9 protein-coding genes are annotated in these 13,539 nt (G+C 34.5%); 3 read left to right on the forward strand and 6 right to left on the reverse strand.

Features of this window, described 5'->3' with window-relative positions:
- Positions 1-672: 672 nt before the first annotated feature.
- From ACIR310F_RS0120215 to ACIR310F_RS0120235, 5 genes are all read right to left on the reverse strand, one after another.
- A complete protein-coding gene (locus ACIR310F_RS0120215) occupies positions 673-3,210 on the reverse strand; it encodes a substrate-binding domain-containing protein (RefSeq protein ID WP_028085396.1) in 2,538 nt (845 codons plus the stop codon).
- 376 nt (positions 3,211-3,586) lie between these two features.
- Complete coding sequence (locus tag ACIR310F_RS0120220) at positions 3,587-4,597, reverse strand: amidohydrolase family protein (protein ID WP_028085397.1); 1,011 nt, start codon at positions 4,595-4,597, stop codon at positions 3,587-3,589.
- An 84-nt stretch (positions 4,598-4,681) separates the two neighbouring features.
- Positions 4,682-7,420: an AMP-binding protein gene (locus tag ACIR310F_RS0120225; protein WP_028085398.1), complete on the reverse strand. Its 2,739-nt coding sequence runs from the start codon at positions 7,418-7,420 to the stop codon at positions 4,682-4,684.
- A gap of 412 nt (positions 7,421-7,832) precedes the next feature.
- On the reverse strand, positions 7,833-9,092 hold the full coding sequence (locus ACIR310F_RS0120230; protein WP_028085399.1) for a tetratricopeptide repeat protein: 1,260 nt from the start codon (positions 9,090-9,092) through the stop codon (positions 7,833-7,835).
- Positions 9,093-9,208: 116 nt separating this feature from the next.
- Positions 9,209-9,880: a 2OG-Fe dioxygenase family protein gene (locus ACIR310F_RS0120235; protein WP_028085400.1), complete on the reverse strand. Its 672-nt coding sequence runs from the start codon at positions 9,878-9,880 to the stop codon at positions 9,209-9,211.
- A 291-nt stretch (positions 9,881-10,171) separates the two neighbouring features.
- On the opposite strand from ACIR310F_RS0120235, the gene sfsA reads away from it, so the two are divergent.
- The 3 genes from sfsA (at position 10,172) to ACIR310F_RS0120250 (ending at position 12,390) form a co-directional block, all read left to right on the forward strand.
- Complete coding sequence (gene sfsA / locus ACIR310F_RS0120240) at positions 10,172-10,897, forward strand: DNA/RNA nuclease SfsA (RefSeq protein WP_028085401.1); 726 nt, start codon at positions 10,172-10,174, stop codon at positions 10,895-10,897.
- 235 nt (positions 10,898-11,132) lie between these two features.
- Positions 11,133-11,891, forward strand: coding sequence for a Uma2 family endonuclease (locus tag ACIR310F_RS0120245; RefSeq protein ID WP_028085402.1), 759 nt, complete (start codon positions 11,133-11,135; stop codon positions 11,889-11,891).
- Between the two features lie 34 nt (positions 11,892-11,925).
- A complete protein-coding gene (locus tag ACIR310F_RS0120250) occupies positions 11,926-12,390 on the forward strand; it encodes a gluconokinase (protein ID WP_028085403.1) in 465 nt (154 codons plus the stop codon).
- On the opposite strand, the gene ACIR310F_RS0120255 is transcribed toward ACIR310F_RS0120250, so the two are convergent.
- Positions 12,382-13,362, reverse strand: a complete 981-nt coding sequence (locus ACIR310F_RS0120255; RefSeq protein ID WP_028085404.1) for a carbohydrate kinase family protein — start codon at positions 13,360-13,362, stop codon at positions 12,382-12,384. The two genes, ACIR310F_RS0120250 and ACIR310F_RS0120255, sit on opposite strands and share 9 nt — an antisense overlap.
- Positions 13,363-13,539 lie beyond the last annotated feature (177 nt).

Raw genomic sequence — 13,539 nt, forward strand, 5'->3', positions numbered from 1 at the left:
GTCATATTTGATTTCTATCTATATCCCAGTCTAACGAAGTACAAAATTATCTGCGTTCATCTGCGTTCAATTATTACTGTTTGTATCTCAATTAAATGAGAATGGCTATAATGTTTAATTAATATGAAAATTTTTATATTCTTATCAAAGGTACAAGGTTGTCTAAATATATAAATTATGTATATTGTAGTTTTAAAAATATATTTCTCGATTATTGTAAATTATAATATACAATTTATCCAATCAAATAGGAGATTATTCATAATTCTCTGTTTTTTGTTGCTTTATTAATTTGATACTTTCTTTAATTTTAGTATTTAAATACAATCAAATATAAATAATTACTATTAAATAATGAATATTATCTAATATGATTGTATTGCAATCTTATGTAATTGTATTGCGATCTTATATGATTGTTAGGTAAACTTGTACTTTAGTTATAGATAACAATAAAACAATTGTCAAAACAGTTAGGATATAAATTAACAATAAAACTTCTTTTATAAGAAAATTTTTCTCATGGCTTGTAACTTTTAATTCCTAACTGCTAAGTTATAACTCCTGATTGAGTGACTTTTTTTGTATTAATTTGAAATTGAGAATTTAAGAAAAGCGACTTGCTTTGCAATACAAACCGCCTGACTTGCTAGTAAATAGGTAATATTGACATTAATTCTCTTTCTGTTCTTGAAAAAACTTTTGGTAAATAGTTTTAGTATTTTCTTCATTAGCAGAAGTAGCAGTCATTTGATAATCAACCAAATTATCCACAAAAGGAAGAGATACCTTAAAAGTACCATCAGCATTGAGTTTGACATTTTGACCATCAATAGTGACAATTGCATCTTGTTTAGTTGCACCATAAATCACTAATTCGGTATCAACGACAAACCAGAAATCTGTACTAGGACCACTGAAGACATGAACCGTACCAGAACGAGCTAGACATAACCACTGATGATCATTAATTAAATAACCAATTTCTGTCATGTAATCACGTTCACCTTTAGGAATAGGTATATAACAATCATGAATTGCGGTTTCACATTCATATTGTTGCACCAATTCAGGAAGTTGATAACTAAGGTCAAGATTAGTAACATCATAGAGACGTACAGCTAAAGTCATAAATCCTTGATTCTGTAATCTCTTTTGATGATTTATGTTTTGTTTGAGCTTATCACTATCAGAAATATACCAAGATACATAAGCCCATTTGGGAGTGCGGGGTGTGAAGATAATTCTGGTATTTTCATTAGCATTGATTTGGTTTATAGTAGTCCAAGCTGCTATTTCTGCGTCTAACTCCATTGCGATGTTTTCATCTGTGGTTGTAGAAGGGGATGGAGTCGGTAATATCTCTTCTGCTATTTGAGGTATATTGAGTTCAATGTCATTGGTAATTGAATTTAAAGCCTCTTCCAAATTTGATGGTAAATCAGAGACCAACTTTTGAGTTGGTGATGATTGGTGATTTGATGGAAAGGATATACCGAGTAATTCTGATAAAGAGATATATTTATCTTCTTTAATTGGAGCTTGAATTGGAGCAGGAGGTCTATTGAGTAATTCTGACAAAGACATGGTCTTTTGATCAGATGATGTTGATGTTAGTGGTTCGGGTGTTTCTAGTAGAGAATTGGTAAATTCATCTATAGGTATGTCCGATTCAATTAGATCGTGATGAATACTTGGGATTGGTGGATAATGATTATTGACGACAATCACAGGAGCTTCTGTATCCCACATTGTGCGATTATAGTCTAAATCAAGTTCATTAATTTCCTTGATCTGATCCTTTGGGGAAATTGTCTGGGTGAGAGCTAGATTATTTGCTGCTGTTGCTTGTGGAAAGATGTCTTCTGGAGAGTGATTACCGTTGAGTCCATTATTATTGTTAGTTGTAGTTGGTGGGATAGCTGCGTCTAGGGTTTCCTTGGTTGCTTCTTGAAAGAGGTAGTTATCCTCTGAATCTTCTGAATCTAATATATTTGAATTTGATTCAGTTGTTGCATTTAGCGATCGCTTTTTTCTTCCCCATAACAAAGGTAGACAACTAATTAAACCAACAATCAAAAATAAGGGTAATAGCAGCAAAAACCCCAGATTTTTGGTGAGCATTGAAGGGTTAGTAAAGGGATTTACCAACTTTATTTGATTTCCAACTTCTATAGGTTGCTCTGTAGCGGGGTTTGTGGGAATAGGTGATAAAGATGGATTTTGATCAATTGTAGAAGTTGCTGTTGGGGTTGCTGTTGAGATTTCTGTCGAGGTTAGGGTAGGAGTGGTAACAGTTTGTAATTGACTCGACATAATAGCAAGTGCTTCTGCTTGTCTAGCAGCTTTTATAGATTCCTGTCCGGGTTTAGCTAAAATAAATCCAAGAAAATCCTTAACTTTTGGACTGGGATTTTGTTGATAAACGTAGACAAAAGGCTGGGAAAAAGGATATTCTACATTGTCTGGTGAGAAGTCCTGTATTTTCAAGACTCGCACCGCAGGCAATTTAGAAACCTGATTTGCTAAAACATAGCTAATGCCATCATGACCTAATTCTTTAATGATATTGGCTGTATTATCGTCTAGCATTTGTACAGCATTTGCGTTAGCAAATTGGCCGGATTTAAATGCTGGATATTCGCTCAAGGAAGCACGAGTATCACTATGGTCGGGATGATCTATCAATCTAATTTTACCTTGAGCATTCCCCACTTGTGACCAGTCTGTAATTTCCCCTCGGAAAATTTTCGCCAACTGTTCAGTAGTTAAGCCACCTTGAAAGGGGTTATGGTTACTAACAATGATAGCGATTTTTTCCCGACGCACCAGTATTTGTTCTAAACCTTGTGCTTTTTCTTCTGGGGTGAGTTCACGACCCAGGGCTGCGAGATCAACTTTACCATCTAAAATCGCTTTTAAGGCTTCTTCATTGCCATTGATAGCAACTTCTACCTGAGTTCCCGAAAACTGTTTTTCAAAGTTTTCTTTTAAGGTTTGGTTAAGGGTGAGAAAGTTAGCCGAACCGTCAATTTTAACTATTGTGCCATTTTCTACCGTTTGCGGCAGGGAAAAGGCCGGAGTATGAGTCTGAGATTCTGCTTGGACCTGTGCGGAAATTAAGAAACTTGCTACCATGGGGCTGGTAGTCATGGACATTAATAAAGCCAGATTGATAATTAGACTATCTTTTTTTTGTTGTTGCCACATACATCCCTAATTAAGCTAAAATAGACGGAGTACTCGCCAATACTCAAAATAGTTGTTTGATTGAGCAGACGGGTTAATTATACAACTTGAGTCATTTTTATCTGTAATAACACAAGTGATGAAAATAAAAAAGGGGTGGGGAGTTGGCTTCTGCTCAACAAGCCAAGTAAAAACAGAATGGAAAAAACTTTGATTATGGGAGAGGCCTGAAAACCTAACCAGGTTTTCAGGCTTTTGTGGTTAATAAAAATAGTTTTCAAGTCACCCCTTAGACGTAAAAGAAAATTTAAGAGATCAAACTTTGCGCCTTTACGCGAAACAAAAACCGTGGTTTATTTACCAGTAAAATCGCTGTAAGTAACCAGCAAGGTCATATCTACTTTAACATCTCAGTTAACAAAGATGCTGGATGTTGACTATGAGGCCACGCAAAAGCATGGCGAAAGGCTGCATTTTGACAAGCTTGTAACTGTTGAAAATTAATAATGTCGTAAGTCAAAAGATTTTCATATTCAAAGGGTAGACGCATATTATGCAATCCGGCATTATCCGTACAAATGGCGATATCAACTGCTGCTGCAAAACATCGGTCAAAGACTAATTTTAGCTGACGAATATCCTGCAAAGTGCCTGTTTTTAAATAAGTTGTCGGACAAACTTCTAAACATTGTCCTCTTTTAGCAATCTCTGGAAGTAATTCAGGATACAAAATAGGTATTTGAATACCATGACCAATTCGCATTAAATAGGGTAGCAATTCTGGATAACAACCATCTTGAGTTTCATAAAGATGCCCTGTGGTGTTAATATTTAATGAATGGGCATAATTATATAAATGTATCCATTCTGCCATCCTTTCAGCATAATAGCGATCGCCTCCTGCCACGTCTATGCCGCAAACATATTCCCTATTTCGCGCTGCTAAATCAATAATGGCCTGATTTACCTCGAAAGGTAAACGGGAGTGCATACAGAGGATTTGACGGGTAATAATGGGATATTCGGGGATATGACTAGATTTACCGACAATATCCACAATTTCCGCCATTTTATCAATTCTCTGATTTTGACTCAAATGTTCAGGAGTTCGTAAATAGGGGGTATAACGTAATTCCAAATAAGCCAAATTCTCAAAAATATAAGCACCGCGTAATAAGCGGTAAATAAAGTAGGGTAAGGTTTCCACCGTTTGGACACTTTCTACCAAGGTATGTAGTTCTAGATACTCATCCAAGGTATTACGGGGACGGGTGTAAAAATCTTCAAATTCTGCATATTCAGCAAAGGGAGAAATTAACTCAGTATTGTGACGCTGAAAATATCGCCAGAGGACACGAGGTACAACTGAACCACCTAGATGCCGATGCAATTCTGCGTATAAAGCCATAGTGGTATTTTGCTGTAAAAACTTAATTAATTGTAACAAAAACCTAGACAATATTTTTCTTGTCATCCAATATTGAGTAAAATTCTACTCTAGATTCTGGGTTTTCTGCAAACAGATTTTCATTTGTTTGGCCAGTACCCTGACATTAGGTTCATCAAGAAGGGAAAGATGAGAACCGGGAATATACTTAATATCTAAATCACCAATTATTATTTCACCCCAACCAAATTTTGCGTCATATTCTATACCCACAGCGTCCGTTCGATTTTCATCTTTTGTGCGAAAGAGAGTCACTTTCCCTGAATAAGGTTGAAAAATATATGTATTCATAGCTTGGGTATAAATATCATGGCTGTGTAAATGTTTATTGATTTCAGGTGTCCAGGGATTAAATAACTGTGTAATAAACCGTAAGTGATTTTGAAAAATTTGTTTTATATAAAACTTAGCGTGTTGGTAGAAACTTTTAGCCTTGTGGGAAATATACTTAAATCTGCGTTGTCCGATATAAGTGAGATGTAAATAAATTCGTTTTAGGAATGATAACCGTCGCTTATAACCGGGACGACAGGTATCCAACATAGCTAAAAATGCAACTTTTTGACCTTGACGGTGGAGTTGTTGAGCTATTTCATAAGCAATAATACCTCCAAAAGAATATCCTCCCAAAAAGTAAGGTCCTTGAGGTTGAAGAGTTTGAATTTCTTGAAGATATTGGGAGGCCATGCTTTCAACCTGAACTATAGGAAACTGTTTCCCATTTGCTTTTTGTAATTGCAGTCCATACAAGGGTTGTTCTAATCCTAAATGTCTTGCTAAATTACGATAACACAACACTTCTCCCCCTAAAGGATGAATCATAAATAGGGGTGGTTTTGTTCCGTGGGGTTGAATTTCCACTAAAGATGAATAATTGGCTTTGGGAGTGTTTTCTAAAACTTTTTCGTTCTGAATAATTTGGGCTATTGCTGCTATTGTAGCTGACGGAAACAAAGCCGCTAGAGGCAATTTTTTAGCAAATTTATGTTCTATATCAGCAAATAATCGCACTGCTAATAAGGAATTTCCTCCCAATTCAAAAAAATCATCTTGAACACCAATGGGTTGAACACCTAATAAATCTTCCCAAACTTTGATTAACTGACTTTCTACATCATTTTGGGGATTAACAAATTTTTGAGTCCCTTCAGGTTTAATTAAATTAAATGCTGCTAGTCCCTTTCTATCTAGTTTACCATTGGGTGTTAATGGCAAAGTATCTAAAAAAATAAAGGCACTAGGAAGCATATATTCAGGTAGTTTATTTTGTAAATGTTGTCGGATTTCTTTAGTAGTAGGTGCTGGTTGTTTTTTCGCAACAATATAGGCTATGAGACGTTTATTTTCTGGGATATCTTCCGTAGCTACGACGACAGCTTCTTGAAGATGAGGAATTTTGAGCAATTCCATTTCAATTTCTGCAATTTCAATACGGAAACCTCTAATTTTTACCTGAAAATCTTTTCTACCTTTATGAACTAAACAACCATCAGATTGAATACAGCCTAAATCACCGGTGCGGTAAATTCTTTTTTTACTATTTTGAATATCTGGTAAAAAGACGGTTTGAGTTAATTCTGGTTTTTGCCAATAACCAAGCGCTAAATATTCACTTTTTAGAGCAATTTCTCCAATATTACCATTTTTAACTTCTAGGCCATTTTTATCTAATATGACAACTTCTATATCTTGAACTGGGTAGCCCATAGGTATGGTACTATTAGCAATTTTCGTGTTTTTATCAACTATGAAATTACGAAAAGTTCCTGCTTCTGTTGCACCTAAACTTGCATATAAAATGCAATTTGCAGAAAAATACTTTTTGTATTTTTCTACATCTCTAATTAAGGTAGCTTCACCACCTAATTTAACTAGACGAATTTTAGGAAATTGTTCCGTGTCTGTGAGGATATCTACAAAATGTCTAAATAAGGTTGTAAAGGAATGATAAATAGTAATTTCTGATGTAATTAGCCATTTTACTAAATTAGTTAATCCCTCTTCTTTAACGTTAAAGGGATAGAGACTAGCACCATTAAGTAAAGTGTAGAAAATACATAATATTCCTCCCAATGCACTACAGGAATAGAGGAAAATTACACGATCTTGATGGCTAATTAATAAGGTTTTTGTATCATTCATACAGTAATGCAAAGAATTTCTATGACTATGCACTACCCCTTTAGGTTTACCAGTTGAACCACTAGTGTAAATTATATAAGCTAGTGTTTCTGGTGATATTTTAATCAGAGGATTTTTCTCGGAATTATTGCTATGAATATTGTCTTTAATATTATCTATATTAAATAGTTGACAATTATTGGCTAATTTCCTGGCTAAATCCAAGTTCAAATTATTAGTAATAAATGCAACGGCTTGGGAATCTTCAATAATATAAGTAAGTCTATCAATGGGAAATGTGGGATCTAAAGGAACAAAGATTTTACCTGTTTTTAAAACTCCCAGAATACTTGTCATGAAGTCTGCACCTTTTTCTAGCAATAAGACAATTACTTCTGGTTGTTCTCCTCTTTGAGAGAGAATTGTATTTGCTAACCGATTAGCATTTTCATTTAATTGTGTATAGGTTAGGGTTTGATTATTAGTTTTGATAGCAATAGCATGAGGATATTTATTAACTTGTTGTTCAAATCGTTGAGGAATAGATTGCTCAATCTCTGACTTAGGAAAATCTATAAAACCTTCCGGTTTTGCAATTAAACGATTACAAACAAACTTTTGCTGAAAAATTGCACTAGGAATTGTCTGATAAATATTAGTCATTGGTATATATCCTACTCGATTTATGGTAAAGTTCTGGCTTTTTAAGCTGATATTAGATTCAACCATTGAAGATATTAAATCTAAAACCTATCATGGTATTAATGGAAATTTTAGATAAGCATAAAACCAATTTTTATCTAATCTTTATCTAACTTTATCTAAAATTGGTAATTCTAAATTCCCAATAGATTGATTTATGGATGACGATTTATATCCTTTTCGGTTATCTTACTTCCTTTAAATCAAAATGTGGATTTATAAAAATAAATGGTACGAGCAATTATGATAAACCGCTATACCTAATGACCAGGTTTCATCAAATCTTTATCTATGCTGTAAATAAATTAACTAAATTGATATAAAAATATAGATTCCCGATTTCTTGAATAAATCGAGAATATTGAATTAATTATCAGTTGCGTTCTCTCTCCAACTGCTCAATTACTCTTTGTAAATACCAATCATCTGACATTCCCGGATCATGATATTCTTGTTGTTGAATTAAGCGTTCTGCTATTTCCCAGTGTCCCCCCACTAAACGCAAAAGTCGCTGACGTAAAACTTCATATTTCTGATTTTTGATTTCGGGACTAGATGTTTGGATTTTTTGTAAATTATTTAATACTTCTTGGTAATTTTCCCAGTCTTCTTGTTCACAATAAATACTAGCTGCTTTTTGATAATCGGATACAGCATTTTGCATTTCTTCTAATAATGTATAGGCCAGACCGCGATTATAGTATGCTGGAGCATGATCAGGATGAATTTTCAATGCTTGACTATAATCTTGAATTGCGTGGAGATAATCACCCATAGTCCGATAAATATTACCTCTAGCAACATAAACTAAAGGATCTTGTGGCTGCATTTTCAATGCTTGGTTTAAGTCAGATAATGCACCTTGATAATCACCAATTTGGAAACGGGCTTTTCCGCGATTTCTATAAACAATTGCATCTTGAAAATTTAGTTTTATTGCATAATTAAAGTCGGCTATAGCGTCTTGATAATTGCCAATTTTACACTCGATTACTCCCCGAAAACAATAAGCTTGTCCATCATTTGGATCAGTTTTTAAGACCCAATTTAAATCAGCAATTGCTTCTTTTACTTCTCCATTTTCTGCTTTAACTAACAATTGATGAAAATATTGATTTTTAGAAATAATAGATATAGGTGCAGATTCGCTTATTTGCGGTTTATCAGGTGGTTGTAGCTGTTGAATTTTCTGCAAACAGTCTTGACATTTTTCCTTATTTTTCTGTTCTAAATATAATTTAGCAGCTTTTTTAAAATTAGTAATTGCATCTTGAATATCCCCTTGTTTTCGTCGCAGTATTCCCCGTAAATTATAAGCAGCAGCATAATTATAATTAAGACAAATTGACCTTTCAACATCATCTAAAGCGCCAGGAAAATTTTTTAATGTTAATCTAGCTAAAGCTCGACAATAGAAAACTTCTGCAATAGATTCATCCAGCTTTATAGCTGCGGTATAATCATAAACAGCTTGTAAAATTTCTCCTGAATCATAATATGCTAACCCCCGTTGGATATATGCTTTGGTAAATTTAGGATTCTCCTGAATAGCCAAATTAAAATCTGCTATAGCACCAGCATAATCTTTTTGTTGGGCTTTTTCTAATCCCCGATTGTAAAATTCGTTATTCATAATTGGTAATGGAAAAACATCAAGAATTTCTTAATTTAATTATACACCAATTCAAGAAGATCCCCGATTTATTGAAGAAATGGGGGATCTGAATCTCTCTAGAACTTTTATATTTCCTAAAAATCAGAAATTAAGCTAGGATAATTGATCACAAATACATCTCTAGTTCCTAACCCAGGATTTTCCGGTTTTATGGGAGTAGTAAAATGAAAAAATTGATGTTCATTGACTAAAATAATTTCTCCAGGTTGTAAAACTTTGTTAAATACTGGCTTTTCCTTTTTCGCAGAATATAAATGAGTTTCTCCACCTTCAATATTATCTCTTCCTGCGGAAAAAATACCAATAAAATCACTACCATCTCTGTGGATACCTTCAGGAGCAGGATTTCCTAAATTACTTGGTGAACAGGTAGTTCTAATTTGATGAACATCAATTTCTGCTTCTATATCTAGTTTACAAGAATCACAGAATGCGAAAATCAGATGCTTAAACATATCCAGTTCTATGAGTGCATTATCCAATTCCGCAAACTCTCTTTTTATCCCTCCCAATAAAGGATTATAATCTTTACTTTGTAATAGATATCCATGGGGAAGTTTGAACAACTTATCTTTAGAAACTAGAAACCTAGATAACCTGCGTGAGCGATATTTCCCCTTAATATAAGGATCAATTGGTAAATTATCAAAAAATGGCTGAAAACCTGTCGTATTAATGGAGTTTACTTTTCTGAGGGTAAACAGAAAAGCATATTCTAATTCCCTATCAAGTGAGACTTTTTGCATAGAATATTTCTCCTTGTATTGGTAAATGCTACCATATTTGTCTAAATGGTAGGTTTATAATGTCCATTATATTCAAATCTGCTAAAAATATCGTAAATTTGACTACAAAAACGAATTATTTATGATTAAAATCAGACTTTGTGGCTTAATTATCCTTGAGTGTTGGATAAACATATAGATTTTGTAATTTTACGGATTGCGTTTATTCCTATTTTGCTAATTTCCTCTATTCAGACAGACTGGGAATGATTTTGAGTTAATATGAGTAAATGTTCTACCTAATTGATGATCATGACAGATTGGCTTTATAACTACCCAACTCTATATGCTGGTACTTTACTCAAACGCTACAAGCGGTTTTTTGCTGATATTCAATTAAATTCTGGAGAATTGATCACAGCACATTGTCCAAATACAGGACCAATGACGGGAGTTTCTACTATTGGTAGTGCTGTACAAGTTTCTAAAAGTGATAATCCTCAACGTAAACTAGCATATACTTTAGAACTAATAGAAGTCAACGATCATGCAACAACTTGGGTGGGTGTAAATACAGTTTTACCTAACCGGGTGATCAAATTAGCTTTAGAGAAACATTTATTCCCAGAATTGGCTGAATATGAACAGGTGAAAAGTGAAGTTGTCTATGGAAAAGATCGTAAAAGTCGAGTTGATTTTTATTTAACAGGAAATGCTCAACAACGGCCAATTTATTTAGAGGTGAAAAATACAACTTGGTCTCAAGGAACTTTAGCCTTATTTCCCGACACAGAAACTACCAGAGGACAAAAACATCTACAGGAATTAATAGAAATTCTCCCCCAAAATCGGGCGGTAATGCTATATTTTATTAACCGGAATGATTGTTTAGAATTTGCACCAGGAGACAGCAAAGATCCCCTATATGGTAAATTATTGAGAACAGCGATTAATCTAGGTTTAGAAGTTTTACCATGTCGGTTTGATATTTCTCCATTAGGTATCCTTTATTTAGGTTTAGCAGAACTAAAAATATAGACATAATAGCCAGATTAAATCATGAAATTTGCAGATTGGTGAAAAAACAATTTATGTCAAGATTATGTAATTCCTGAATTTAACAGATCAAAATCTTAAGAAATAATTCTTGACAATTCTATTAATTTTGTCTACAATAGGAGAGGATGAACATACTATTTTTAATGAAAACAACAAACAATCATCAACTGCAAATAAACCGTAAATAATTTGATTACTCAAATTGGATTACTATATGTCAGAAACTACTGTAACCAGCATTAAATTGCCACCCACTCAAGCAGAACTTCCTTGTGATGATGGTATTCCCATGGAGACACAAAGACATAAATTACAAATAGACATTTTAACTGATACTATTCAGCCATGGCTAGATCAAAAAACTGATGGATATGTAGGTGGCAATATGTTTGTTTACTACAGTTTAGCTCAGTTAAAAAATCAAAATTTTCGCGGACCTGATTTTTTTGTAGTTTTAGATGTCCCCAAAAAGGAACGACTTTCCTGGGTAGTTTGGGAAGAAGGAAAACCACCAGATGTGGTAATTGAGTTACTTTCAGAAAGTACATCTAAAAACGATAAAACTGAGAAGAAATTGATTTATCAAAATCAGATGCGTGTTCCTGAATACTTTTGGTTTGATCCTTTTAATCCAGAGGATTTTGCAGGTTTTCATATCAACAGTGGTGTGTATGAACCTATTGCTTTTAATAGCAAAAATCAATTAGTAAGTACAGTTTTAAACTTAACCTTAGTGCGTTGGCAGGGTAATTATAGAGGTGTTAATACCACGTGGTTACGCTGGGCAAATTTAGATGGTGAATTGTTTCCCACAGCCCAAGAAAACGCTGAACAAGAAAAACAACGGGCTGAAAAAGCTGAATCTCAATTAAGACAAATTGCGGTGAATTTGTGGCAAAATGGGATGTCTCTAGAACAAGTAGCACAGTTAACGGGTTTAGAAGTTACAGAAATAGAAAAATGGCAGGTTTAATTTGATCAACAAATTAAGTTCGATTATTTTAATAATGGGTGTTTCTGGTGCTGGTAAAACTACAATTGGTAAACTTTTAGCTGAATTACTCAACTGGGAATTTAGAGACGCTGACAACTTCCATAAACTAGCAAATATCAAAAAAATGCAAATGGGAATTTCCCTCAATGATGGTGATAGAATACCTTGGTTAGAAGATTTGCAAGCGGCTATCAGAAATTGGCTACAAGATAACAAAAATGTCGTTTTGGCCTGTTCTGCACTCAAAACCAGTTATCGTCAAATGTTGATAATTGATAGCCGCATTCAGTTAGTTTACCTTCAGGGGTCTTTTGATGTCATTGAAAATCGGCTAAAAGCCAGGAAAAATCACTTTATGACTGAAAAGCTCCTCAAGAGTCAGTTTCATGACCTTGAAGAGCCTGAAAATTGTATTTGTGTTGATGTTTCCCAAGCCCCGGAAGTAATTGTCGAAAAGATTAAAAAGGCTTTAGGCTAGTTGATGAGAACTCAGAAAAGCGTCAACTTCCGCCGCAGTGGGTTGAGAAGCGATCGCACCTGGTTTAAGAGTAGTTAAAGCTCCCACAGCACTGGCATAGGTGACAATTTTTCTAGCGGTTTCCGCGTCTTTGAGTTTGTGAATACCAACTTGGTGTAATTGGTGGATAAACCCAGCCAAAAACCCATCTCCCGCACCTGTAGTATCTACAACTGGTACGGAAAAAGCCGGTAATTTACCTTCATTCTCCCCTAAACAATAGGCACAACCATTTTCACCATCTGTCACTAAAACCCCTTCCAAGGAATTGAGTCTATAAGTGATTGCCCCAGAATCTATTGTATTAAATAACCATTCTGCTTCTTCCTTTGTCAATTTGAGGAAATCAAATCTCCCTAATAAAGCTTGAATTTTGGTCTTAGCTGTATTTTCATCTAGCCAAAATACTGGTCGCCAATTCACATCAAGAATAATTTTTAGGTCATATTGTTCTGCCAATTCTAAAGCTCGCAAAACAGCTTTCTCACTTTCAGGATAGGCTAATTCTAAAGTTCCTACCACCAAAAAGTCAGCTTCCTCAAACAGTGCGGGTGGTAATTTTGTGGCTTGGAGACGGGTATCAGCAAATTCTGAAGTATCATATTTACCAAAACCAGCAAAAGTGCGATCGCCTGTTAAATCCCTAACTACATATACTTGTCTCGTTGGTGCTGTAGAATGACGTTGCACACCAGTTGTATCTACGCCGACCGTTTCTAATAATTTTATCAGTGTATTCCCTGGTTCATCTTCACCCACTGCGCCCATAAATCCGGCTGATGTCCCCAACTTCACCAAAGCACAAGCCACATTTGCGGGCGCTCCTCCTGGATAGGGAGTCCATGATTTCACTTCCTCTAGTTTAAGCCCCAATTGATCAGCTAAACAATCAAATAGGACTTCACCAAGACATAGAACACGGGGATTATTCATTGCGTTTTTGATTTTCTATGGGGCATTATATATTTAATTTATATATTTATTTTGACAGCTTTTCAATTAATTCTAGTTAAAATCAATACTTTTTATCTGTAGTGTATATGACTACAAACCTAAAATCAAAAGAAAATTTTGACATTAGTAGTATTAGTAACATTTAAAACTATTTAC

Source organism: Dolichospermum circinale AWQC310F (assembly GCF_000426925.1).
Lineage (GTDB): Bacteria > Cyanobacteriota > Cyanobacteriia > Cyanobacteriales > Nostocaceae > Dolichospermum > Dolichospermum circinale.